We start from the raw sequence: 25,427 nt of genomic DNA on the forward strand, positions 1-25,427 counted from the left end.
CTGTGTCTTTTAAAGGTATTATGCCTCCGGCGGGGATATTTTTGGCAAGAGGAAAACCACCACGCTTCCTCTTGCGCCAAATATCCTCGCCGAAGGCACATTCTGTGGCGCGGATCAGTGTCCGCTCTCGTCGCCATTGATCAGCTTGCGGCGCAGCCAGCCAGAGAACCAGTCCATCACCATGACCATCAACACGATCAGCACGATGTAATAGGTCACCTCTTCCCAGTCTTTCTGGGTGATCATCGCCTGTGTCAGCAAAAGCCCGATGCCGCCCCCAGTGATCGCACCGATGATGGTGGCGCTGCGGGTGTTGGATTCCAGGAAATACAGCACCTGGCTCATCAGGATCGGCGTCACCTGCGGGATCACCCCAAAGCGATAGCGCTGCACCGGCTTGGCCCCGGTGGACTGAATGCCCTCGATCTGCTTTTGATCTACGTTTTCCAGCGCTTCAGAGAACATTTTACCAAACGACCCTGTGTCGGTGATCAGGATCGCCAGAGCGCCGGTGAGCGGCCCCGGCCCAAAAGCGCGCGCCAGAACAATTGTCCAGATCAGCGCATCCACACCACGGAAGAAATCAAAGAAACGGCGCGTGATCTGGCGCACAACCACCAGCGGGGTAAAGTTCTTCGCCGCAAGAAACGCCAGCGGCAGCGCCACAATGGCCGCCCCCATGGTGCCAAGGAAGGCCATCAGGATCGTTTCAAAGATCGCCCAGGCCACATCTTGGTGACGCCACATCTTGTTGGTCCAGAAATCCTGCCAGATCGCAGAGGCTTCACCGCCCAACGCGCGCGCCATCACCTCGCCCACAGGCATCCCGTGATAGGGGCTGTCGAGCGTGAAGAAGAACAGCTCCCAGCCAGTGAAATAGCGGAACACCTCAGTGCGGTTGCGCGTCACCGTCAGACGCCCCGCATCCGTGGTGATGGTCATCCGGTTTTTAGAGGCGTTGATCCACTCAGGGGTCTCCCCCTCCGGCAGCACCGCCTGCACGCCTTTAGCCCGGCTCGGCTGCGCCGTGATCAGGCCATAGCCCGGCACATCATAGCTGACAAAATTGTCGGCGCCATAAGTCACCACATGGCCATCACCCAGATCAATCACCGTGTCGGTGTCCCCCAGCGTGACCCACTCAGGAGAGGTGCCCTCAGGATATGTGCCTTTGCGTTCCCCTTCGATGGCGACAGACACCGCGCCGGAGCGATTGTCACGCGCCACATGGGTTTTGTAGCTGTAGCTGTCCGCCACAAGCGCGCGGGCATTGTCCGCCTCAAAACGCTGCGCCAGACCGGGAATGTCAAAGATGAAGAAGATATAGGTCAGATAGGCAATCACCAGCGCTGGCAGCCCAAAGCTCACAAGCTTCTTTCTGGCAAAATGGCGATCCGCCTGAACCTTCAGGAAATCGGTTTCATTGGCTGCGATACTCATGCCGAGGCCTTCTCAAGTTTTTGCTCAGATTTGCCGTGCGTCAGACGCTCGCGCACCAGCGAGGACAGCTGATCCACCACCACAATGGTGACAAACAGCAGAATGAAGATCGCGGCAGCCTCATCATATTGGCCTTTGCCCCAGCTCATCGCGTTGCGCAGCTCATAGCCAATACCGCCCGCACCCACGAAGCCGAGGATGGCAGAGGCGCGGATGTTCACCTCAAACCGCAGCAGGGCGTAGCTGAAGTAGTTGGGCGCCACCTGCGGGATCACCCCAAGCCACATGCGCTGGGTCCAGCTCGCGCCCACCGACTGCAACCCTTCCACAGGCTTGAGAGACGCGTTTTCATTGACCTCGGAGAACAGCTTGCCCATCGCACCTGCGGTGTGAAACGCAATCGCCACCATCGCAGGCACCGGCCCGCCACCCATCACAAAGATCAGAACCAGCGCAATCACGATTTCAGGCATCGCACGCATGATGTCCATGATCCGGCGAAACAGTGGAATGAGGCGCGGCCACTTGGCCATGCCGCGTGTCGACAGCAGCGACAGCACCATGCCCATCATCGTGCCAATCAGGGTGGAGGCCGCCGCGATATTGATGGTTTCCATCAGCGAGGGCAGGAATTTGAGCAGATGCGCAGGCAGATCAGCGGCTTTTTCAAAAGCCTCGCCCAGCACCTCTTTGGGGAAATCAAACAGACGGTGCAGCCCGTCCCAGAACCCACCGGCATTGCGGTCATCCGCAATCATGAAACCCGTGGTCATCAAGGCGATGAAAACGATGAGGATGATGCCATCCATCATCCGCTTGCGTCGCACCTGCGCCATGTAATCCGCGCGCACATGGCCCGCGTCACGGCTGCCAGTGCCGCTACCGGTCAAATCTGTCATGGGAGCCCCTTAGTCAGGAAACAGGCCCCGCGCGCATCTGCACGGGGCCTGCTCAATGTGGTGAAGTCGTCTTAGTTGGACTTCAGTTTGCGCGCTTCGATGATCACTTCGTAAGCGTCATGACTGATTGGCTGCACACCTTTGGCTTCGCCAGACAGCACGCCATAGGCGCAGTCAGGGTCGATGGATGGCAGGGAAGCCATCAGCGCGGTGAACTTCACTTTCACGTCTTCCGGCAGCGCTTTACGCAGCACGATTGGGCCTTCTGGGATCGGCTTGGACTGCCAGATTTTGACCAGCTCGTTCATGTCCACGAGGCCCGCATCAACCGCACGACGCAGCGCGCCGGAGTTGTAGCCATCTTCCCACTCACCCAGACCATCGGCCCAGGTCACACCGCCATCAAAGTCGCCGTTGTTCACACCAACAATGGTCTGCTCGTGGCCACCGGAGAATTTCACTTCGCCGAAGTAGTCGCCAGAGGTCATGGTGGAACCGGTGGCTTCTGGGATCTCGATGGATGGGATCAGGAAGCCGGAAGTGGAGTTCGGGTCACCAAAGCCAAACACTTTGCCCTTCATGTCTTCCAGCGAGGTGATGCCGCTGTCTTTGCGGGCAAAACCGATGGAGTAGTAGCCATAGCCACCGTCCACATTCACTTTCACGAGGATCGGCTCAACCGCTTCTGGGTCAGACAGGTAGGTCTTTGCATAACCAGACGCGCCCAGCCACGCCATGTCGATGGTGCCGCCCAGCAGGCCCTGGATCACGCCGTTGTAATCGGCAGGGGCGAACAATTTGGTCGGCACACCCAGAACTTCTTCGGTTTTGGCGCGCAGGCACTCGTTGTTGTTCAGACGGTCCTGGGCGTTTTCGCCACCCAGCAGACCAATGCGGAATTCGCTGATTTCTTCAGCAAACGCAGGGGCCGTCAGGGCAGTGGTCGCCAGAACGGCAGCAATCAGTTTTTTCATCGTTTCTCTCCAGTTGATAAAAAACCCCACGCTTCTGTGACGTGGGGTGTGATGAAACTCAGGCGTATTCAGGGGTCTTGCGACCGACTTCTGCGTCGGTGCGGTCCAGCGTCTCGATCTCGGTCGAGGTGGCCGCTTCGCTAAAGGTGGCATCTGCGCCGTAAATGTCGCGCGCCACACCGGTGGTCAGCTGCGCGGGCGTGCCGTCAAACACGATACGCCCGTCACGCATGCCAATCACCCGGTCACAATAGCGCCGGGCGGTGTCCAGCGTGTGCAGGTTGGCAATCACCATCCGGCCATCTTCTTCGTGGATCTGGCGCAGCGACTGCATCACCACTTGTGCATTCATTGGATCGAGCGAGGCAATCGGCTCATCCGCCAGAATGATCTTTGGATCCTGCATCAGAGCACGGGCAATCGCCACGCGCTGCTGCTGGCCACCAGACAGCGCTTCGGCGCGTTTGGCCGCATGTTCGGCAATGCCGAGACGATCCAGAATATCAATCGCGCGGTGGATGTCCTCATTGGGGAACAGATTGAACATCGTCGCCAGCGTGCTGCGACGGTTGAGCGTGCCATGCAGCACATTGCTCACCACATCCATACGCGGCACGAGGTTGAACTGCTGAAAAATCATCGCGCATTCGCTCTGCCAGCGGCGCTTGTCTCCGTTTTTCAACGCGGTCACATCGGTGCCGTCAAAGATGATCTGCCCGCTGGTTTCCTCGGTCAGACGGTTCAGCATCCGCAGCAGGGTGGACTTACCCGCACCTGACCGCCCAATAATCCCGATCATCGCAGGCTTTTCGACAACGAAATTGGCCGCGTCGACAGCCACGTTTGGACCAAAGGCTTTGGTCAGTTTGTTCACTTGTAGCACGGCTTATCCCCACCATTTGATGGGCGCTGCCTACAGGCCGAATCCAAAGCTTAATTGTCAGAACGGTGAAGTTTCTGTAACGGCGCCGCGCGCAATTTTACGGTTTTGTAACCACGCAAATTTTTTTGAGCCGCGTAAACCACCCAAAGATTGCGCCAAACACCTGCGTTTTCAGGGCGATGACCCCGCAAGCCAACCGCCGATAGGGTCTCCGCATTCCCGCGCTGAAAAAAGTCACATAAGAATGCCGATTTCTCTCTTGACCCCACCTCAGGAACACCCTAAATCGCACCTCACTTACGGCGGTATAGCTCAGTTGGTTAGAGCAGCGGAATCATAATCCGCGTGTCCGGGGTTCAAGTCCCTGTACCGCCACCAAGAATTCCAGAAGCCCGGATGGATCGCCATCCGGGCTTCGCTTTTTGGGGTCCGTGAGTGGAAGTCTGCGCCCCCAACAGGTGCGGCTGGGCCGGCCCTACGCAGCCACCTCTTCCGCCACGACCTCTGCAAACTGGGTAAAGAACTTCGCCGACAGTTTCTTCGCCGTGCCTTGAATGAGCCGGCTGCCCAGCTGCGCGATCTTGCCGCCGACTTCTGCTTTGGCTTCATAGGTCAGAACGGTCTCATCACCGTCTTCCGTCAAGGTCACTTCGGCCCCGCCTTTGGCAAATCCCGCCGCGCCGCCTTTGCCTTCCCCTTTCAGGGTAAACCCGTCTGGCGCGCCGCTGGTGTCCAGAAACACCTCTCCAGCAAATTTGGCTTTCACCGGCCCGATCTTCAGCACCACTTTGGCCTCCAGATGCTCCGGCGTGTGCTGCTCCAGCTCTTCACACCCCGGAATGCACTGTTTCAGCACCTCAGGGTCATTCAGGGCCCGGTACACCACGTCACGTGGCGCCGCGATGCGGATTTCGTCTTTCAGTTCCATTTGGTCTCTGCCTTTCCTCGTCTCATCAGATTTTCAATCTCAGCAACATTTGGGAAACACCCGAAGCGCCTCTTCGGCCGCTTCCTCCGGTGTCAGATCTTTGCGCGGTGCCCAAAAGGCCCGCCATTTCTCACGCAAGCTTTTCATCGCTGCCCTCCCCCAGTTCCGCTTTGTCCGCCCGGCGCCACTGGATGATCTCCGCCAAAATCGACAGCGCGATCTCATGGGGGTCCACAGCCCCGATATCGAGCCCCGCCGGGCTTTTCAGTCGCGCCACTTTGGCCTCCGCCAACCCCGCCGCAATCAGCTTGTCACACAGCACCGCGGCTTTCTTGCGGCTCGCCACCATCGACACCCGCCGCGCTGGCGTCTCCAGCGCCGAGCGCAGCGCATCGCTGTCCCGTTGCCCTTGGGAGGCGACCAGCACAAAATCACGTGCCTCGATCTGCCCCACACCTTCATCCCCACGACACACGCGAAACCCGGCCAGCGTGGCATGGGCCGCCACCGACTGCGCAATTGGTGTGTCGCCAAAAATCACCAGCCGCTGCGCCTGCTGATAGGGCTCAATCAGCACATCCACCGTGCCGCCAGACGGGCAGCCGCTCTTGAAGGTCTGAACCCCATCTGGATCCAGCAAGGACACCACTTTGTCAGAGGGTTTCACCCGGATCATCCGTGGGGTTGCGGCCACCAGCGCGGCTACTGCGGCTTCTTTCACCGCGCGCTTCACGCAAGCCCCCCCCAGATGGCCAATGATTTCGCCATGCTCCGTCACCGCGGCCTTCGCCCCTGCTTTGGCAGAGGTCACATCAGCGGTACGCACCACAGTTGCGACACAAAACGGCGCTCCTTCTTCACGCAAGCGCGCCACCGTATCAAATATGTCAAACGCCTCCATGCGCTCCTCCCTCAAAGCCACGCCGTTTCATAAGCGGGCAAACTCGTGCTCAAGCGCCCCCAGCGCCTCAAGCGTGTTCGCCGGCAGATGTGCATCCAGATAGGGCAGCGCCGCCTGCATGCTTGCCGCCACTGGCGCATAGTCCCGCCAGCCTTTCAGCGGGTTCAGCCAGACAATCCGCCGCGCCTTTTTCCTCAGTTTGGCCAAAGCCGCGCCCAGCGCCTCCGGATCAGAGGTGCAATAGCCATCCGACAGAATGATCACGACCGTCCGCCCATTCAGAGCCCGCGCGCCATAACCATTCAGGAAACGCTCCAGCGATCCGGAAATATCCGTCCCCCCGCCAAAGCCTTCCGCCATCAGCGACAGCCGCGAGGCCGCCCGCAGCGTGTCATGATCGCGCATCGCATCCGTGACCCGCATCAGCCGCGTGTGAAACAGATAGGCATCGGTGCGCGTCTCACTGCTCACCAGCCCTTTGAGAAAGGCCAAAAACACCCGCGCATAAACCGTCATCGACCCGCTCACATCACACAGCGCGACAATCTGCATCGGTCTTGGTGGCCGCGCCCGCCGATGCAGCTCCATCGGCTCGCCACCACGTGCCAGCGACGCCCGCTGAATGCGCCGCATGTCGAGCTGCGGGCCGCGCAGCGCCTGCTTGCGCCGCCGTGAGCGCCGATCCCGTATCACGCGCGCAATCCGCACCGTCGCCGCTTCGGCGCGACGCAGGCTGTCCTCATCCATCAACTCCCGCAGATCCCGCCGGGTCAGGTTGTCTGTCTCAGTCGCAATCAGCCGCCCATCGGTGCCTTCTGCCTCACCGTCCCCGCCATCCGGGGCCAAGGCCTCTTCAGCACTCTCTACGCCACCTTCAGCACTCTCGCCAAAATGCGTCTGCCACAACAAGGGCCGCGCCGCCTGCACCTTCACATGATCGCTTTTTGCCGCCCCTTGCTTCTGTTTGCCTGCGTTGAACCAATAGGCATCAAACAGGTCGTCAAACTTGCGCCAGCTCTCAGCATCCCCAGACAACAGAACACAAAGCGCTTCACGCGCCTGCGCTACATCCGTCGCCTCCACCGCCGCCAAAGCGGCCAGCGCACCGCCGGTTTCCGCCACCCCCACTGGCAGGCCATTCATACGCAAATGCGCCATGAACCCCGCCATGCGGTCGGCCAAACCTTCGGCACGGGAGGGAAACCGCGTCACCTGCATCAGGCGACCTTTCCAATCAGCCGGTCCATCACTTCTCGCGGAGCCGCATCATAATCTGCCGCAGTCTTCAGCAGACACACCAGTGTCGCTTGCACCGCCTCCGGGCTCTGCGCCAAATCATTGACCCCCAGCCCAGCCAACGCCGCCGCCCAGTCCAGCATCTCCGCCACACCCGGCGCCTTCTCCAGCTCCTCACGGCGCAAATCCTGCACCACACCCACAATCTGACGCGCCAACAGACCTTCCATCTCCGGCATCCGCGTGCGCAAGATCGCCAGCTCGGTCTCCCGATCAGGGTATTCCACATAGGCATAAAGACACCGCCGCCGCAGCGCGTCTGAAAGCTCCCGCGTGCCATTGGCGGTCAAAATCACCATTGGCCGCGTGACCGCCTCAACGGTTCCCACCTCCGGAATGGTGATCTGGAAATCAGACAGCACCTCCAACAGATAAGCCTCGAATTCCTCATCCGCCCGATCGATCTCATCAATCAGCAGTACCGGCGGCTGCTCCTGTGTGATCGCTTCCAGAAGCGGGCGTTTCAGCAGGTAGTCTTCCCCAAACAGCGCCGCTTCCGCCATGCCGCCCTGCGCCTCAGACGCGCGGATCGCCAACAGCTGCCGCTGATAGTTCCACTCATAAATCGCGTGGCTCGCGTCCAAGCCCTCATAACACTGCAGGCGGATCAACTTGGTCTCATGCACCGCCGCCATTGCCTTGGCGACCTCGGTCTTGCCAACCCCCGCAGGCCCCTCAAGCAGCAAGGGCCGCCCCAGGGTCTCCGCCAGATGCAACGCCATCGCAAGGCGCGCATCCGCCACATAGCCCTCTTCCGCCAAGGCAGATTGCACATCGTTCACGCTCATCGCGCGCCCCTCACCTTCTTATTCTCAAAATATCCCCGCCGGAGGCCCCCGCCCGCAACGCGGGCGAGGTCATAAGCGGCTCAGCCATGCAAGCCCAGCTCATTGGCGGTCTTCCAGATCCGCCAGTGATCATGCGGCATATTGGTCTGGGTCAACCCAAAGGCGCGGAAGGCATCATGCACCGCATTGGAGAAACAGGGCACACCACCCACATGCGGGCTCTCGCCCACGCCCTTCGCACCAATCGGATGATGCGGGCTTGGGGTCACTGTGTAGTCTGTTTCATAGTTGGGCACTTCCCAGGATGTGGGCAGGAAGAAATCCATCAAGGTGCCGGTCTTCACATTACCCATCTCGTCATAGGCAATCTCCTGCCCCAGCGCCACGGCCAGCGCCTCAGTCAGGCCACCATGGATCTGCCCTTCGATGATCATCGGGTTGATCCGCGTGCCACAGTCATCCAGCGCATAGAAACGGCGGATCTCCGGCACACCGGTGTCCACGTCAATGTCCATCACACAGACATAGGCACCAAACGGATAGGTCATATTGGGCGGGTCATAATAGCTCACCGCCTCAAGCCCCGGCTCAATCCCCGGAATGGCCTGATTATAGGCGGCAAAGGCGATCTCTTTCATCGTCTTGAACCGTTCCGGCGCACCTTTGACCACAAAACGATCCACGTCAAATTCGACGTCATCGTCATGCACCTCAAGCAAATAGGCCGCAATCATCTGCGCCTTCGCACGGATCTTGCGCCCAGCCATCGCCGTGGCCGCCCCCGCCACCGGGGTAGAGCGTGACCCATAGGTGCCAAGCCCATAAGGGGCTGTGTCTGTATCGCCTTCCTCAATGGTGATGCTGTCCGCAGGCAGGCCAATCTCGGTTGCAAGGATCTGCGCAAATGTGGTCGCATGCCCCTGCCCCTGACTGATCGTACCCAGCCGCGCAATCGCAGAGCCTGTCGGGTGAATGCGGATCTCACAGCTGTCAAACATGCCCAGCCCAAGGATATCGCAATTCTTCACAGGCCCCGCGCCGACAATCTCGGTAAAGAAGGTCAGGCCAATGCCCATCAGGCTGCGGGTCTTGCCGGCTTTGAAATCCTCAATCCGCTGCGCCTGCTCGGCGCGCAGACCTTGGTAATCCACAGCCTCCATCGCCTTGTCCCAGGCGGTGTGATAATCCCCGCTGTCATATTCCCAGCCAAGGGCCGACTGATAGGGGAACTGCTCTTTCTTGATGAAGTTGATCCGGCGCAGCTCGGCGGCATCCATGTTCAGCTTGATCGCCAGAACCTCAATCATCCGCTCGATGAAGTAGACCGCCTCCGTCACGCGGAAGGAACAGCGATAGCTCACCCCACCCGGCGCTTTGTTGGTATAAACCCCATCCACAGCCAGATAGGCTGTCGGAATGTCATAAGAGCCGGTGCAGATGTTCATGAACCCAGCCGGGAATTTGGTCGGATCAGCGCAGGCGTCAAAGCCGCCGTGATCTGCGGTCACATGACAGTGCAGCCCGGTGATCTTGCCCTCTTTGGTGGCGGAAATCTTGCCGCTCATCCAATAGTCCCGCGCGAAAGCCGTGGTCATCAGATTTTCCATGCGGTCTTCGACCCATTTCACCGGCCGCCCGGTGACAATGGAGGCCACAACCGAACAGACATAGCCCGAATACGCGCCCACTTTGTTGCCAAAGCCGCCGCCGATATCGGGGCTGATCACCCGGATATTGTGCTCCTCAATGCCGGAAATCAGCGACACCACGGTGCGGATCGCATGGGGGGCCTGAAACGTGCCCCAAAGTGTGAGCTTGCCGGTCACCTTGTCCATTGAGGCCACAGAGCCGCAGGTTTCCAGCGGGCAGGGATGCGTGCGGTGGTAATACATGGTCTCTTCCGCAACCACTTCCGCCTCCGCCATCACCGCGTCTGTTGCCGCCTCATCACCCTGCTCCCAGGTGAAGATGTGGTTGGGGTGATTGCGCGGCCCATGCGCGCCATCAGTGGCCTTGCCGTTTTCATCCACGGTGTCTTCGCGCAGCACCACATCGGATTTCAGCGCCTCAAACGGATCCACGATGACAGGAAGCTCTTCATATTCGACTTCCACCAGTTCCACCGCATCCGCCGCCGCGTAGCGATCTTCCGCCACCACAAAGGCCACTTCTTGGCCTTGAAACAGCACTTTACCATCGGCCAGCACCATCTGCTTGTCACCGGCCAAAGTCGGCATCCAGTGCAAACCAAGCGGCTCCAGATCCGCCGCGGTGATCACAGCCACCACACCGGGCACCTTCATGGCCTCTTCCGCGTTGATGCTCACCACCCGCGCATGGGCATAGGGCGAGCGCACAAAGTCGCCAAACAACATGCCATCAAGCTTGATGTCATCCACATAGTTGCCGCGCCCTTGGGTAAAGCGCACATCTTCCACGCGTTTGCGGGCACAGCCCATGCCTTTCAGATTGGCAGCGCGTTCTTCGGGGGTCGGTGTCATGTCATTCATTCTGCCGCCTCCTTCTGAGCGTTCAGCGTGTCCGCCGCAGCGGCAATCGACTTCACAATGTTCTGGTATCCGGTGCAGCGGCAGATATTGCCCGCCATGCCAAAGCGGATCTCTTCTTCGGTCGGGTTCGGATTTTCCTGCAACAGGCGGTGCGCGCGGGTAATCATCCCCGGCGTGCAGAAACCGCATTGCAGCCCGTGATGCTCACGGAACATCTCCTGCAGCACACCAAGGCTGCCGTCCTCATTCACCAGACCTTCCACCGTGGTCAAATCTTTACCCTGCGCCTGGGCGACAAACACAGTGCAGCTTTTCACGGACTTGCCGTCCAGATCCACCGTGCAGGCCCCGCAGTGCGATGTTTCACAACCGATATGTGGCCCGGTGATGTTCAGGTTTTCACGCAGGAAATGGATCAAAAGCGTGCGCGGCTCCGCAAGCCCTTCCACCTCTTTGCCATTCACGGTCATCTTTACATGCATCTTAGCCATGATGTCCCCCCTCAGCTTGCACGGCTCTGAGCACGCGCAATCGCGCGGCGCAGGATCACGGCAGCCACATGTTTCTTGAATTCAATCGGGCCGCGGTTGTCCGCCACCGGATCAATCGCGCCCATCATCGCGCTGACACAGCCGTCAACATCCCCCGCCGCCAGCGCCGCGCCAGCCTCCTCAGACCAGATCGGCGTGTCCGCAAGGTTGGTCATCGCCACCGACGCCGTACCGCCACCAATCATCACAGCCGCCGCCGCCGTGGCATAATCGCCAATTTTGCGCTTCTGCTTTTCATAGGCATAACCGGTGCCGCCTGCGGGCACAGGAATGGAGATCCGTGTCAGGATCTCCTCATCATCACGCGCAGTGAAATAGGCCGCCTCATAGAACTCGCGTGCCGCAACGGTGCGCCCCCCATCTGGCCCGCTCAACTCAAAATGTGCGTTCAGGCATTGCATCAACCCCGGCATGTCATTGCCCGGATCGCCGTTGGCGACATTGCCGCCCACCGTGCCCATGTAGCGCACCTGCGGATCCGCAATCAAAAGCGCCGCCTCTTTGATCAACGGCACGGCGTTTGACAGCCCCTCATGTGTGATCAGCTCATGCTGCGTCACCATCGCCCCGATCGTCACCACATCGCTGCCAATCTCAATGCCCTTCAAGGCATCAATATCCTGCAGATCAATCAGGTGGCCCATGTCGGCCATGCGCAGTTTCATCATCGGGATCAGGCTGTGCCCGCCCGCGATCACCCGCGCCTCATCTCCATGTTCCTGTAAAATCGACACTGCGCCGGCAATGTCAGACGGCCGGTGGTATTCGAACCCCGCTGGTATCATCTGGCTTGTCCTCCCTCACCCGCACAACGCAGGTTTCAAACACCAGTCCGCCAGCCAACTCCCAACGAGGCGAGCCTTTAAAAACAGGCCACGCCGTTCGTTGCACGAAATGCGAATAGGCTGCACGAGTTGCGAAATGCGGCAATTTCACCAAGACTCACGTTCAGTCAGGCCAACGAAAACAGACACCTGTTCGCACGCCTTTGTTGCCATAAAATCCGACGCAGCCGCCTGCTGAACAGGCGCCATGGAACAAGTATAGGGGTATAATCACCCAGCTCAGTCTGAATGCTGTAAATCGGACGTCACTGTGCAAGAAAGGACGCAGGCCCTGCGCGATCAGCGCGTTCTCAAAGCCCCAGTGTCTCGCGCAACGCCGCCATACGCGACCGGCTCACAGGCACCTTGGGCAGGCTCTCCACCGCATCAAAATAGAGCGTTCCATTGTCTTTGTTGCGCTCAAAACTGCTCACATGCGCCGGATTGATCAGATAGCTCCGGTGCGCCCGTAAAAACCCGCTTGCCTCCAGCCGGTTGTCTGCCTCCGTGATCGACCAGGGGCAAAACAGCTTCTCCGCGTCCAGATAGAGCACCGTATAGTGCCCCTCCGCGCGTATGGCCGCAATCTGCATAGGTTCGGCAAAAAACGTCTGACCTTCGCGTTCAAACGGCACCCCAGCAGAGGCCACCACCGGCCGCACGGCCGTCTCTGGCTCGCTGCTGACAGGCGCGAGGTCAATTTCCTCCACCTCCTGAGGCAGCACAAAGGTGATGCTGGTCAGCATAAAGGCCCCGCAAATCAGAAACACAGCAAAGGTCACCCCCATGGCCATCACATAGTTGTCCAGCGCGGCCCCCTGCACGCCACCGGCCCCTGTGACCTCAAAACTGGTCATCGCAACCGCCCCGTAGTGCAAAGAGAAAAGCGCAATGCCAAATCCCAGCGTGCCAAGCACCGTGCTGCGCTGTGTCCGCTCCGAATATGCAACCCAGACCACCACAATCCACAACAGCACAGACGCCCCCGTCGGGATCACAATATCCAGCACATCATAAATCGGCCGACAGACCTGCATCCCCGCCATACCGATGTAATGCATCGCCATCACACCAATCCCGAGTATGCTCCCCGCACTGATCAAAATCTGTGGCGTGCGTTCACGGAAATGCAGCAACAACAGCGCAATCCCAGTCACCAGAATCGCCACCAGCACCGAAATCATCGTGATCAGCGCGTCATAGAAAAACATCACCGGCAGCTGCAAACCGAGCATGCCAATAAAATGCACCGACCAGACGCCGCCCCCCAAAACGACCGACGACAGAGCCACAACAATTTTGCGACGCGTGCTCGGCAGTGCGCTCGCACCACGCGTCAAGGAAAAGCCTGTGAACCCCGCCATCAGCGCCACCGCAAGAGACAAAGCCACAAGCACAGGGTTGTGCGAAACCTCCAACACGCCTGTGATCCTCCCCTGATCGCTGCCGTTTGGTTGCTGGGGGAACGCTAACAAATGCCTCATGCAAAGGCAATTTTCTCTCACACTTTTATGGTCTTAGCTGCGGTGCGCCACAGGAAGCCCACAACAAGGCCACCGAAGTGGCCCTCCGGGTGTCACTGCACGCACCGTTAGGCGCACCCCAGCCACAGATTTCTGATGCGTTTTTGCCCCCTATTGCCCCAGTCGCGCATTTGCGGCTAGGTCAGAGCCAGCACAAAAGGCAGAGCGCACATGAGCAGCACAATTTACATCCTCAACGGTCCCAACCTGAACCTTCTGGGCAAACGTGAACCGGAGATTTATGGCCATGACACGCTGGCCGATGTTGAAACCTCCTGCGCCGCGGTCGGGGCCTCGCACGGGTTGTCGGTGAAGCTGCTGCAATCCAATCACGAAGGAGAACTGGTGGATTGGATTCATGAGGCCCGCGACCACGCCGCCGGGATCATCATCAACCCAGCCGCCTACAGCCACACATCCGTGGCCATTCTGGACGCGCTCAACACCTTCGACGGCCCGGTGCTGGAGGTGCATATCTCCAACATCCACAAACGCGAGGCCTTCCGGCATCACTCCTATGTCTCTGCCCGCGCAGAGGGCGTGATCGCTGGCTTTGGCGTGGAAGGCTACGCACTGGCCATGCGCCGCATGGGCACGCTGCTCGGTTAATCCTTCCGACCGACCGCAGGGAGTTCTGCGCCTGCCTGCCCCCCGGCAGGCGCATCTGCAACGGCTCAATAGATAGTGAGCCAAGTGGTTTGGGGAACCAAAGCGCAGCCTTTCACGCTGCAAAATCGCCTACCCAGGCAGGCGCCGCCCTCCCCTCATCACTTCTTCCGCATCGCATCCATCAACGCCGCCCCCAGCGCACCATTGCCGCTGTCTTGCTGCTTGGGCTTGGCACCGTGATTGCCACCGCCACCACCACGCGACCCTTTCCCACGCGGCCCGCCGCCGGATCCCCCCGGACCACCGCGCCCCTTACCGCCAAAACCAGCCCGCGCGTTGCGGTCTTCCTTGGCTGAGGCCCCGCCATCCTTGCGCATGGAAAGCCCAATCCGTTTGCGCGGCACATCCACCTCGGTAACAGTAACCTTCACCACATCCCCGGCTTTCACCACTTCATGTGGGTCTTTCACAAAGCGATCCGCCAACTGGCTCACATGCACCAGACCATCCTGATGCACGCCCACATCCACGAAGGCTCCAAAAGCCGCCACATTGGTCACCGTCCCTTCCAACACCATGCCGGGCTTGAGATCAGAGATCTCCTCAACCCCATCAGCAAAGGTCGCGGTCTTAAACGTCGGGCGCGGGTCACGCCCCGGTTTTTCCAGCTCACTCAAAATATCGCGCACGGTTGGCAGGCCGAATTTCTCGGAGACAAACTCCTCCGCCCGTAAGCGTTTCAACGCCGCGCCATCGCCCATCAGGCTGCGCACATCCCGGCCACAGGCCGAGACAATCTTGCGCGCCACATCATAGGCTTCCGGGTGCACCGCGCTGGCGTCTAGCGGCTCATTCCCTTCGGTGATCCGCAAGAACCCCGCGCATTGTTCAAAGGCCACCGGCCCCAAGCGGGCTACCTTCAACAGCTCTTTGCGCGAGCCAAAGGCGCCATTGGCATCCCGATGCGCCACAATCGCTTCCGCCAGACCGGGCCCAAGACCGGACACATGCGCCAAGAGCGGGGCCGACGCCATGTTCAGATCCACACCCACCGCGTTCACCGCATCTTCCACCACCGCTTCCAGCGACTTGCCCAAACGGTGCTGATCCACATCGTGCTGATACTGGCCAACCCCGATGGACTTTGGCTCAATCTTCACCAGTTCCGCCAGCGGATCCTGCAAACGCCGCGCAATCGACACCGCCCCGCGCAACGACACATCCAGCTCCGGGAACTCCCGCGCCGCCAGCTCGCTTGCGGAATAGACCGAGGCCCCTGCCTCGCTCACAACCACTTTGGTCGGCGCTTTCACACCTTTTGGCAGATGCTTCAGCACCTCGCCCACCAGCTTCTCGCTCTCCCGGCTTGCGGTGCCATTGCCAATCGCGACCAGCTCCACGCCATGTTTGGCAATCAGCGCCATCAAGGTCGCCTCAGCGCCGCGCACATCATTCTTCGGCTGGAAGGGGTAAATCGTGGCCGTATCCAACAGCTTACCGGTGGCATCCACCACCGCCACTTTACAGCCGGTGCGAATGCCCGGGTCCAGACCCAGCGTCGCCTTCGCCCCCGCAGGAGCCGCAAGCAAGAGGTCTTTCAGGTTGCGCGCAAATACCTGAATGGCCTCTTCCTGCGCCCGCGCACGCAGCTCGCCCATCAGATCCACGGTCATCGTCAGGCTCAGCTTCACCCGCCAGGTCCAGCCCGCCACTTTGCGCAACCACAGATCACCGGGCGCCTCACTACGGGTGTCGAGATAGCTCGCCACCATCGCCTCGGCCCGCTCTTTGCCGCCCTCGGGATCAGGGCCAATGTCCAGCGAGATCACGCCTTCTTTGGAGGCGCGCATCATCGCCAGCGCACGGTGGCTTGGCACTTTGGACCACGGCTCTGAATGCTCAAAGTAGTCCGAAAACTTCGCGCCCGCCTGTTCCTGACCGGAAATCACTTTGGCCGCCACAATCGCCTCTTTCTGCAAGAAGCTGCGCAGCTCGCCCAAAAGCGCGGCATTCTCTGTCAGCCCTTCGGCCACAATATCGCGCGCGCCATCCAGCGCTGCTTTCACATCGGCCACGTTTTCGGTGATGTAACCCGCCGCCAGCGCCTCAGGGTCCGCCGTGCGATCCGCCAAAATCGCCTCTGCCAGCGGGGCCAACCCGTTTTCCCGCGCGATCATCGCCTTGGTGCGGCGTTTGGGTTTGTAAGGCAGGTAAATATCTTCCAGCGCGGCTTTGGTCTCAGCCCCCACAATGGCTTTGGCCAGCGCATCGGTCATCTTGCCCTGCTCGGTGATCGAGGCCGAAACCGTCTCCCGCCGTGCTTCCAGCTCCCGCAAGTAAGCCAGTCGATCCGCCAAGGTCCGCAGCTGGCTGTCATCCAGCCCGCCTGTCACCTCTTTGCGGTAACGCGCCACAAATGGCACCGTCGCGCCCTCATCCAAAAGCTTCACAGCCGCCCCAACCTGATCGGGTTTGGCGGCAATCTCGCCAGCAATGGTGCGGAAAATGCGCGTGCTCGTGTCCAAGGGGGCTCTCCTGAAAATCATTGGAGCACCCTTCTTAGCATTGCCTGCCGCAGGGCCAAGAGCGGATCGCCCCGCTCAGAGAAATACCGCCGAAAGAGCAAACAAGGATGCCGCCGACATGGCGACACCCCAAAGTCATGCAGCGTTAACCGTCAAGCTCAAGCTTCTGCAAAAGCGCCTTCATGGTCGCGCGCTCCGCATCCGTCATCGCCGCCTTGCGGCTTTTGAACAGCGTCGCCTGCGACTTCAGCACAAGCGCATCAGACAGGATTTTCAGGTGGTTGGCCCGCAGCGTATCGCCTGTCGAGGTGATATCCGCCACGCCTTCCGCCGTCATATTCTTGATCGTGCCTTCGGTCGCGCCTTGGCTGTCCACCAGCTGATAATCCGCCACACCATTGTCACGCAGGAACTCCCGCACCAAACGGTGATATTTGGTGGCAATCCGCATCCGGAACCCATGGGTTTCGCGAAAGGCCGCTGCCGCTGCATCCAGATCTTCCAGCGTGTCCACATCGGCCCAACAGCCCGGCACCGCAATGATCAGATCCGCATGGCCAAAACCCAACAGCGCCAGTTCTGCCACCTGCTGCTCCCACTGGCCGAGCTTTTCGCGCACAAGATCCGTGCCCGTGACACCCAAATGAATGCGCCCCGCCGCCAGCTCGCGCGGGATTTCCCCGGCAGAGAGCAGCACCAGCTCCACGCCATCCACACCCTCAACCGCACCGGCATATTCCCGATCCGATCCCGTCCGGCTCAGCTGCACACCGCGCGCACCAAACCAGTCAAAGGTCTTCTCCATCAGCCGCCCTTTGGAGGGCACACCCAGCTTAATGCTCATGCTGCATCCTCCAGATCGACCAACACACCAGGGCGGATCACACCACCCACGGCAGGAATCTCACGCCCCTGACCCAGCACTTGGGTCAGCGCATCATAGCGCCCGCCCGTTGCCACCGCAGGCAGATCCGCACGCCCCGGCACATAAAAGCCAAAGACAAACCCGTCGTAATATTCCATCGACGTGCGGCCATAGCTGGCCTCAAACTCAAGGCGCGCCACATCCACACCGCGCGCATCGAGCGCCTCCATACGTTCGCGCAACCGCCGTGCCGCGCCGCTAATTGCGGGCATATCCACCGCCAGATCACGGATATGCTCCAGCGCGTTGGGCAGGGTTTCCCGCACCGCCAACAGCGCCTCGATCAGCTCCACTTGCAGGGCCGAAATTGGCTCCGCCGCCGCATCCTCGCGCAGCGCATCAATCCGTGCGGCCACCTCTGTCTGTGACCGCAGGCCAATGTCGCTATAGCCATGCGCCATCGGAACGTCTGCCGCCAAAAGCGCCGCCCGGCTCGCAGGCACCTCAGACCGCCCGGCAAAGCGTTCCAGCAACGCTTTGAACTTGCGCGGCCGCCAGATATGACGCGCCAGCGCCCGCTTGCGGTGCTCTGTGGTCTCAAGCCCAGCCACCGCTGCGGCCAGAATGCCAATGTCCCCGGTGGCAGCGCGCAGCTCCACGCCTTTCAGCGCATCTTGAATGACCGCAAACACCTCGGCATCGCTCGCCGCTGGGTTCTCGCGGTCAAACACCTCATAGCCGACCTGCATATATTCATTGGCCCGCGCAGGATCATCTTCCTGCCGCCGAAACACCTCACCCGCATAGGTATAGCGCGCCGGTTCCGCGCCGTGGGCCATATGCATCTGCACCACAGGCACGGTGAAATCAGGGCGCAGCATCTGCTCCCCGCGCAACGCATCAGAGGTCACATAGGCGCGGCCCCGAATGTCCTCACCATAAAGGTCGAGCAGAGCCTCAGCTGGCAAAAGCACAGGTGTCTCCACCGGCACCGCCCCCGCCGCTTCAAAGCCGGCAGCCAGCGCCGCCGCCCGCGCGCGGATTTTGGATTTCTGTGCCATCAGCCCGCCTGCTCTTCGCTCTGAGACGCCAGAATTTCGCGCACCTTCGCCACCAGATCACCGCGTGGCACCTCAAACTGGCTCGGGCGTTCTTTCCACTCTTCAAGCGTGGCGCTCTCGGCAATTTTTGCGCCCAAAATCAGGTCTTTGAGCTGCACCACACCGTTGGCTTTCTCGTCACCACCTTCGATCACAGCCACAGGACTGTTGCGCTTATCCGCGTATTTCAGCTGGTTGCCGAAGTTCTTCGGATTGCCAAGATAGACCTCGGCGCGAATGCCCGCATTGCGCAGCTCGGCCACCATCGCCTGATAATCCGCCATCCGGTCGCGATCCATCACGGTGACCACCACTGGCCCCGTGGCCACGCCACCCATCCGGCCCTTTTCACGCAGCGCCGCCAGCAGGCGATCCACCCCGATCGACACCCCAACCGCAGGCACTTCCTGACCCGTGAACCGCTTCACCAGACCATCGTAACGCCCGCCGCCAGAGACCGAGCCAAACTGCCGCTTGCGGCCCTTCTCATCAAGAATTTCAAAGGTCAGCTCCGCCTCAAACACCGGCCCGGTGTAATAGCCCAGACCGCGCACAATGGAGGGGTCGATCTCAATCCGGTCACTGCCATAGCCACCAGCGGCCAGCAGCTCACCAATCTGTTCCAGCTCGGCAATGCCCTCAGCCCCCACCTTGGAGGCGCCAACAGCGCCACGCAGGTTGTCAAAGGTCTTGGCAACATCACCCGCTTTGGAGGTCAGGAAGGCAATCACCGGCTCGATCTGGTCGTCAGACAGGCCCACACCATCGATATAAGCGCCAGAGGCGTCCAGACGGCCTTTGCCCAGCAGCTCACGCACGCCGCTTTCGCCCACCTTGTCGAATTTGTCGATGGTGCGCAGCACGTTGTCACGAGCAACCGGGTCTTCACCAAGCCCCATCACTTCCAGCACGCCGTTCATGACCTTGCGGTTGTTCACCCGCACAAGGAAATCCCCGCGCGGAATGCCCACGGTCTCCAGCGTGTCAGACAGCATCGCGCAGATTTCCGCATCCGCCGCCATGCTCGCCGTGCCCACAGTGTCCGCATCACATTGATAAAACTGACGATAACGCCCCGGTCCCGGCTTTTCATTGCGCCACACAGGCCCCATCGCATAGCGACGGTAGGGATTGGGCAAATCATTGCGGTGCTGTGCATAAACCCGCGCCAGCGGCGCGGTCAGATCATAGCGCAGCGCCATCCAGTCACCCTGATCTTTCTCGTCAAACTCCTGCCAGGCAAACACGCCTTCATTGGGGCGATCGACATCCGGCAAAAACTTGCCCAGCGCCTCAACGGTTTCCACCGCGCTGCTTTCCAGGGCCTCAAACCCATAGCGATGATAGACCCCAGCGATCTGATGCAGCATCTCGGTGCGCTCTGTCACCTCCACACCAAAATAGTCGCGGAACCCCTTTGGCGTAACTGCCTTGGGGCGGGGGGCTTTCTTCTGCTTGGCCATTGCTATGGTCCCTGTGAAATAATTACGCCTGTGCCTTTACAGAATGCCCCGCACAGGAGCAAGGAAAGGCTTTATGACAGTCTCAAGAACCGTGGCATTTCCGGTGCTTCCGTAGGGTGCGCATTCACTGCGCACCTGTGCCGTCACAACGACGACAGGCCTTCCGCGATATCCTCCGCAATCTCCGCAGCACCTTCTGGATTGTGTTCCGCCAGAACCCGCACCCCCAAGAGGTCAGACTGATAGCGCCGCGCAAGCTTGTTGGGATCATGACTGGCGCGGATCTGACCCGCAGCCTGAGCCTGGGCAAAAACATCTGCAAAAACCTGCTCAAAGGTATTCAGATGCGCTGCCGCCTGATCCGCCAGAGGGTGGGCATGCGTGCGCAGCTCCAGCAGCGTTTTGGACAGCATACAGGCCATCGCGGGCGCTTGCGCATCCTGAACAGACAGCATCGGCCAAGACTTGAGCGCGTTGAGCGGGCCAATCTCATTGACCAGCACCGCAATCGCCTTTGCGCCATCGCGCGCAAATCGATCAAGCGCCAATTCAAACAAAGCATCCTTGGAGCCAAACGCCGCATAAAAGCTGCCCGGCTTGAGTTTGAGTTCATTTTCAAGATCTTTCAACGACGTGCCCGCCCAGCCACGCCGCCAGAACAAATCCGTGGCACGGTCAATCAACTCATCTTTGTCAAAACTCGGGCGGCGGGGCATGGCTCACACTTTCTTGAACGATCACTCAAAATATATACTTGAGTGATCACTCAAGAAACCCTAATTCCACATCACCAACCCAGAAAAGGAACCCTCCGATGTCTTTCCCCTCCCACGACCTCACCTCCGCCCCAGAAGAGTCCAAACCACAGTTGGAGGCGGCACAGAAAGCCTACGGCACCATCCCCGGCCTGTACAAAGTGCTGTCTGAAAGCCCGCAGGCGTATCAGGCCTACAACGCCCTGCACCAACTGTTCACCGCCACCGCATTTGACGCCGAAGAGCTGACCGTTGTGTGGCAATCCATCAATGTTGAGCATGGCTGCCACTACTGCGTGCCCGCCCACAGCGGCATCGCCAAAAGCATGAAAGTGGCAGATGAGATCACTGAAGCACTGCGCAACGAAACCCCGCTGCCCTCTCCAAAGCTTGAAGCACTGCGCACCTTCACCGTGCAGATGGTGCGCGAGCGCGGCAATGTGACCGATGCACAGATGCAGGCGTTTTTTGAGGCAGGTTACGGCCACCGCGCCGTGCTCGATGTGATCTTGGGTCTGTCTCAGAAAACCATTTCCAACTACGTCAACCACGTGGCCAAGACGCCTGTGGATGCGATGTTTGAACCCCTGAAATGGGAGCGCAGCACCACGCCACTGGCGGTGTAACCCTCCCGAATGTGACCCATGCTCACACAGGGGCTGCGCTTGACGGCGCGGCCCTTTCGCGCCTATGGCAGCGCTATGGAACAGCTTGAAGAACAGATTGCCCACCTGACCCGCACCATCGAGGATCTCAGCGATGTGGTGGCCCGCCAGGACAGCGAAATCGCCCTGCTCACCCGCCGCGTGCACATGCTGATGGAACGCGAAGCCAGCCGCGAGTCTGAGGGCGGCGGTGGCGTGGTCATCGGCGACGAACGCCCGCCACACTATTGACCGTCCGGTCGCTCAGCTGCGCTGAGCCTGCGTGAGGGCGCTGCCCTCGTCACATCAATGATGTGACTTCACCCGGGATATTTTTGGAATGAGAAAGCTGGCGGGTGTTTCCTCCTCCGCGGGGCTGAGATAGCCTGTGGCAATGACCACAGCTCCCCGATTCATTCACCTGCGCACCCACACGGAATACTCTCTGCTGGAGGGCGCCGTGCGCGTGAAAAAACTGCCCGCGCTTTGTGAAAGCATGGGCATGCCTGCGGTGGCCATCACCGACACCAACAGCCTGTTTGCCGCGCTTGAGTTTTCGGTGGGCGCGCAGAAAGCCGGCATTCAGCCCATCGTGGGCTGTCAGGTCGATCTGCACATGCCGCACAACGACCCGACCGGGCGCACCGCGCCGCCGCCCCCCGCCCCCATCGTGCTGCTCAGCCAGCGCGAGGAAGGCTATGAAAACCTCATGAAGCTGTCCTCCTGCCTCTACGTGGACAAGGGCGGGCAGCTGCCGCAGGTCACGATGGAAGAGCTGGCGGCGCATTCGACTGGGCTGATCTGTCTCACGGGTGGGCCGGACGGGCCGATGGGGCGCATGATGCGCGCAGGCCAGCACGCCGCCGCGCAGGCCATGATGACCCGCTTCAAAGAGATCTTCGCCGACCGGCTCTATGTAGAGCTGCAGCGCCATCCCGGTGAACATGGCAAACCCGAAGCCGAACAGCGGACCGAGCGCGGCTTTATCGAAATGGCCTACGCCATGGACATCCCGCTGGTCGCCACCAATGATGTCTACTTCCCTACAACCGATATGTATGAGGCGCATGATGCGCTGATCTGTATCTCGGAAGGGGCCTATGTGGATCAGCAGGAGGGCCGCCGCCGCCTGACCCCGCAGCACTATTTCAAATCGCAAGAAGAGATGATCACGCTGTTTGCCGATCTCCCTGAAGCGATTGAAAACACGGTGGAAATCGCCAAACGCTGCGCCTTTGCCACCTATCTGCGCGACCCGATCCTGCCCAAATTTGCCGACGATGAGGTGGCTGAGCTGCGCCGCATCGCCAATGAGGGCCTGCAGGCCCGCCTTGCGGTGATCCCCCACGCCGTCAGTGTGGAGGAATATCAGGAACGGCTCGATTTTGAGCTCGGCATCATCGAAGGCATGGGCTTTCCCGGCTACTTCCTGATCGTTGCGGACTTCATCCAATGGGGCAAGGATCAGGGCATCCCCGTGGGGCCGGGCCGGGGCTCCGGTGCGGGCAGCCTTGTGGCCTACGCGCTCACCATCACCGACCTGGATCCGCTGCGCTACTCGCTGCTGTTTGAACGCTTCCTCAACCCGGAACGGGTGTCGATGCCCGACTTTGACATCGACTTCTGCATGGACCGCCGCGAGGAGGTCATCAAATATGTGCAGCAGAAATACGGCCGCGACAAAGTGGGACAGATCATCACCTTTGGTGCGCTTCTGTCCAAAGCCGCCGTGCGTGACATCGGCCGCGTGTTGCAGATGCCTTATGGCCAAGTGGATCGCCTCTCCAAGCTGATCCCGGTGGAGGGCGTGAAGCCCATGTCCATCGCCGACAGCCTCAAGGAAGAGCCCCGCCTGCGCGAAGAGGCCGAAAACGAAGAGGTGGTGAACCGCCTCCTGACCTACGGCCAGCAGGTTGAAGGGCTGTTGCGCAACGCCTCTACCCACGCCGCTGGTGTGGTGATTGGTGACCGTCCGCTGGATGCGCTGGTGCCGCTTTACCAAGATCCCCGTTCTGACATGCCCGCCACCCAGTTCAACATGAAATGGGTCGAACAGGCGGGTCTGGTGAAGTTCGACTTCTTGGGTCTGAAAACCCTCACGGTAATCCAGAACGCCATCGAGCAGATCCACAGCTCGGGCCGCCCGCTGCATGTGGCCGCCGATGGCACCCAGCTCTATGAGCCTGCCGATGGGGCTGAGAACCAGATCAACGCCATCCCGCTGGATGACAAACCCACCTACGATCTCTATTCCGCCGCCAAAACTGTGGCCGTGTTTCAGGTGGAATCCACCGGCATGATGGATGCGCTCAAGCGCATGAAACCCACCTGTATTGAGGACATCGTTGCCCTTGTGGCGCTCTATCGCCCCGGCCCGATGGAGAACATCCCGGTCTATTGCGAGGTCAAAAACGGGCAGCGCGAGATCGAATCCGTCCACCCGCTGATCGACCACATCCTTGAGGAAACTCAGGGCATCATCGTTTATCAGGAACAGGTGATGCAGATCGCGCAGGTCATGGCGGGCTACTCCCTTGGCGGCGCCGACCTGTTGCGCCGCGCCATGGGTAAGAAGATCAAAGAGGCGATGGACGCCGAGCGCCCGAAATTCGAAAAAGGCGCGGCCGAAAACGGCGTTCCGGCCAAGAAAGCCTCCGAGGTTTTCGACCTTCTGGAAAAATTCGCCAACTACGGCTTTAACAAATCCCACGCGGCCGCCTATGCGGTGGTGAGCTATCAGACCGCCTGGCTCAAAGCCAACCATCCGGTTGAATTCATGGCCGGGGTGATGAACTGCGATATCCACCTCACTGATAAGCTCGCGGTCTATTTTGAAGAGGTCAAAAAAGCCCTCAAACTGCCCTATGTGCCACCCTGCGTGAACCGCTCTGACGCCACCTTCAAAGTGGTCGATGGCGCGCTGGTCTACGCCCTTGGGGCGCTGAAAAACGTCGGTGTGGAGGCGATGAAGCTCGTCACCGAAGGCCGCAAGGTCGACGGGCAGGATAAGCCTTTTGCCACGCTCTTTGATTTCGCCCGTCGGGTGGATCTCAAAAAAGTGGGCAAACGCCCGCTGGAAATGCTCGCCCGCTCCGGCGCCTTTGATCAGCTCGATGGCAACCGCCGCCGTGTGCTGGAAAGCCTCGATGGTCTGGTCAACTACTCCGCCGCCATTCAGGAACAGAAGACCTCAAATCAGGTCTCGCTCTTTGGCGAGGCCGGGGATGACCTGCCAGAGCCGCGCCTCTCCCCCGCCGGGGACTGGTTGCAGGCTGAGCGTCTGGATGAGGAAGCCAAGGCTATCGGCTTCTTCCTCTCCGGTCACCCGCTCGAAGATTACATGGCCGCTCTGAAACGCAAGCAGGTGATGACGCTGGATGAGCTCACCGACAAGGCGCGCGGCGGGGCCTGTATCGCCAAACTTGCCGGTCGTGTTTCTGGCCGCCAAGAACGCAAATCCGCGCGCGGCAACCGCTTCGCCTTTGCCCAGCTTTCCGACCCAACCGGGGCCTATGAGGTCACGATCTTCTCGGACACGCTGGAAAAATGCCGCGACTATCTGGAGACTGGCTCCAAGGTGGTGGTGACCGTGAAGGCGGAAATGGAAAGTGATCAGCTCAAGCTACTGGCCCAATCCATGACCCCGGTGGACACCATTGTTGCCGATGCCGGAAATGCGGGCCTCAAGATTTTCCTCGATGATGCCAACGCCGTGGGGCCAGTGGCAAACATCCTGCAGGGCGCAAAGGAAAGCATGCCAAAGGCCCCCAAAGGGCCGATCATGTTCTGCCTCACCAATATGGAGCTGCCCGGCGAGGTGGAGATCGACGTGGGCGCAGGCTTCCCGGTCAATCCGCAGATCAAAAGCGCGCTGAAATCTGTCGAAGGCGTGATGGCGGTGCAGGAGGTCTGACCTCCCGCGCTGCGCTTGGGTCCGGCTCAGCTGCGC

21 protein-coding genes and 1 tRNA gene are annotated in these 25,427 nt (G+C 60.1%); 5 read left to right on the forward strand and 17 right to left on the reverse strand.

Features of this window, described 5'->3' with window-relative positions; genetic code table 11:
* Nucleotides 1-114 precede the first annotated feature (114 nt).
* From phnE (J7413_RS18565) to phnC, 4 genes are all read right to left on the reverse strand, one after another.
* Nucleotides 115-1,440 (reverse strand): phosphonate ABC transporter, permease protein PhnE, encoded by a 1,326-nt coding sequence (gene phnE / locus J7413_RS18565; RefSeq protein WP_209100980.1) that lies wholly within the window; start codon nt 1,438-1,440, stop codon nt 115-117.
* Nucleotides 1,437-2,339, reverse strand: a complete 903-nt coding sequence (gene phnE / locus J7413_RS18570) for a phosphonate ABC transporter, permease protein PhnE (protein ID WP_209100981.1) — start codon at nt 2,337-2,339, stop codon at nt 1,437-1,439. The genes phnE (J7413_RS18565) and phnE (J7413_RS18570) overlap by 4 nt, the downstream gene beginning before the upstream one ends.
* A gap of 71 nt (nt 2,340-2,410) precedes the next feature.
* Nucleotides 2,411-3,313 carry a phosphonate ABC transporter substrate-binding protein gene (gene phnD / locus J7413_RS18575; RefSeq protein ID WP_209100982.1) on the reverse strand — a complete coding sequence of 301 codons (903 nt, stop codon included), beginning with the start codon at nt 3,311-3,313 and terminating at the stop codon, nt 2,411-2,413.
* 58 nt (nt 3,314-3,371) lie between these two features.
* Nucleotides 3,372-4,196 carry a phosphonate ABC transporter ATP-binding protein gene (phnC, locus tag J7413_RS18580; RefSeq protein WP_209100984.1) on the reverse strand — a complete coding sequence of 275 codons (825 nt, stop codon included), beginning with the start codon at nt 4,194-4,196 and terminating at the stop codon, nt 3,372-3,374.
* A gap of 301 nt (nt 4,197-4,497) precedes the next feature.
* On the opposite strand from phnC, the gene J7413_RS18585 reads away from it, so the two are divergent.
* Nucleotides 4,498-4,574, forward strand: a tRNA-Met gene (locus J7413_RS18585).
* Nucleotides 4,575-4,671: 97 nt separating this feature from the next.
* Here the strand turns inward: J7413_RS18585 and J7413_RS18590 are convergent.
* The 8 genes from J7413_RS18590 to J7413_RS18625 form a co-directional block, all read right to left on the reverse strand.
* Nucleotides 4,672-5,124, reverse strand: a complete 453-nt coding sequence (locus J7413_RS18590; RefSeq protein ID WP_209100986.1) for a carbon monoxide dehydrogenase subunit G — start codon at nt 5,122-5,124, stop codon at nt 4,672-4,674.
* Between the two features lie 130 nt (nt 5,125-5,254).
* Complete coding sequence (locus J7413_RS18595) at nt 5,255-6,025, reverse strand: XdhC family protein (protein WP_209100987.1); 771 nt, start codon at nt 6,023-6,025, stop codon at nt 5,255-5,257.
* 27 nt (nt 6,026-6,052) lie between these two features.
* Nucleotides 6,053-7,243: a VWA domain-containing protein gene (locus J7413_RS18600; RefSeq protein WP_209100988.1), complete on the reverse strand. Its 1,191-nt coding sequence runs from the start codon at nt 7,241-7,243 to the stop codon at nt 6,053-6,055.
* Nucleotides 7,243-8,109, reverse strand: a complete 867-nt coding sequence (locus J7413_RS18605; protein WP_209077388.1) for a MoxR family ATPase — start codon at nt 8,107-8,109, stop codon at nt 7,243-7,245. Before J7413_RS18605 ends, J7413_RS18600 begins: the two co-directional genes overlap by 1 nt.
* Before the next feature lie 80 nt (nt 8,110-8,189).
* On the reverse strand, nt 8,190-10,619 hold the full coding sequence (locus J7413_RS18610) for an aerobic carbon-monoxide dehydrogenase large subunit (protein ID WP_209100989.1): 2,430 nt from the start codon (nt 10,617-10,619) through the stop codon (nt 8,190-8,192).
* Nucleotides 10,616-11,110 (reverse strand): (2Fe-2S)-binding protein, encoded by a 495-nt coding sequence (locus tag J7413_RS18615; RefSeq protein ID WP_209100990.1) that lies wholly within the window; start codon nt 11,108-11,110, stop codon nt 10,616-10,618. The genes J7413_RS18610 and J7413_RS18615 overlap by 4 nt, the downstream gene beginning before the upstream one ends.
* An 11-nt stretch (nt 11,111-11,121) precedes the next feature.
* Nucleotides 11,122-11,955 carry a xanthine dehydrogenase family protein subunit M gene (locus J7413_RS18620; protein WP_209100991.1) on the reverse strand — a complete coding sequence of 278 codons (834 nt, stop codon included), beginning with the start codon at nt 11,953-11,955 and terminating at the stop codon, nt 11,122-11,124.
* A 350-nt stretch (nt 11,956-12,305) separates the two neighbouring features.
* Nucleotides 12,306-13,415, reverse strand: coding sequence for an MHYT domain-containing protein (locus tag J7413_RS18625; protein WP_209100992.1), 1,110 nt, complete (start codon nt 13,413-13,415; stop codon nt 12,306-12,308).
* A 273-nt stretch (nt 13,416-13,688) separates the two neighbouring features.
* Here J7413_RS18625 and aroQ point away from each other — a divergent pair, with 273 nt between their 5' ends.
* Nucleotides 13,689-14,126: a type II 3-dehydroquinate dehydratase gene (aroQ, locus tag J7413_RS18630; protein WP_209100994.1), complete on the forward strand. Its 438-nt coding sequence runs from the start codon at nt 13,689-13,691 to the stop codon at nt 14,124-14,126.
* A 158-nt stretch (nt 14,127-14,284) separates the two neighbouring features.
* On the opposite strand, the gene J7413_RS18635 is transcribed toward aroQ, so the two are convergent.
* From J7413_RS18635 to J7413_RS18655, 5 genes are all read right to left on the reverse strand, one after another.
* On the reverse strand, nt 14,285-16,651 hold the full coding sequence (locus J7413_RS18635; protein WP_247743628.1) for a Tex family protein: 2,367 nt from the start codon (nt 16,649-16,651) through the stop codon (nt 14,285-14,287).
* A gap of 145 nt (nt 16,652-16,796) precedes the next feature.
* Nucleotides 16,797-17,495, reverse strand: a complete 699-nt coding sequence (gene hisG / locus J7413_RS18640) for an ATP phosphoribosyltransferase (RefSeq protein ID WP_209100998.1) — start codon at nt 17,493-17,495, stop codon at nt 16,797-16,799.
* Entirely contained in the window at nt 17,492-18,577 is a 1,086-nt protein-coding gene (locus tag J7413_RS18645) for an ATP phosphoribosyltransferase regulatory subunit (protein WP_209101000.1), read from the reverse strand. The genes hisG and J7413_RS18645 overlap by 4 nt, the downstream gene beginning before the upstream one ends.
* Nucleotides 18,577-20,079 (reverse strand): histidine--tRNA ligase, encoded by a 1,503-nt coding sequence (hisS, locus tag J7413_RS18650; RefSeq protein ID WP_209101002.1) that lies wholly within the window; start codon nt 20,077-20,079, stop codon nt 18,577-18,579. The genes J7413_RS18645 and hisS overlap by 1 nt, the downstream gene beginning before the upstream one ends.
* 143 nt (nt 20,080-20,222) lie before the next feature.
* A complete protein-coding gene (locus J7413_RS18655) occupies nt 20,223-20,795 on the reverse strand; it encodes a TetR/AcrR family transcriptional regulator (protein WP_209101004.1) in 573 nt (190 codons plus the stop codon).
* A gap of 98 nt (nt 20,796-20,893) precedes the next feature.
* On the opposite strand from J7413_RS18655, the gene J7413_RS18660 reads away from it, so the two are divergent.
* The 3 genes from J7413_RS18660 (at nt 20,894) to dnaE (ending at nt 25,391) form a co-directional block, all read left to right on the forward strand.
* The gene (locus J7413_RS18660; RefSeq protein ID WP_209101006.1) at nt 20,894-21,460 is read left to right on the forward strand and encodes a carboxymuconolactone decarboxylase family protein; all 567 of its coding nucleotides are present in this window, start codon (nt 20,894-20,896) and stop codon (nt 21,458-21,460) included.
* Between the two features lie 75 nt (nt 21,461-21,535).
* A complete protein-coding gene (locus J7413_RS18665; protein WP_209101040.1) occupies nt 21,536-21,730 on the forward strand; it encodes a SlyX family protein in 195 nt (64 codons plus the stop codon).
* A gap of 142 nt (nt 21,731-21,872) precedes the next feature.
* The gene (gene dnaE / locus J7413_RS18670) at nt 21,873-25,391 is read left to right on the forward strand and encodes a DNA polymerase III subunit alpha (protein WP_209101008.1); all 3,519 of its coding nucleotides are present in this window, start codon (nt 21,873-21,875) and stop codon (nt 25,389-25,391) included.
* Nucleotides 25,392-25,427 lie beyond the last annotated feature (36 nt).

It is taken from the genome of Shimia sp. R10_1, from assembly GCF_017744095.1.
Lineage (GTDB): Bacteria > Pseudomonadota > Alphaproteobacteria > Rhodobacterales > Rhodobacteraceae > Shimia.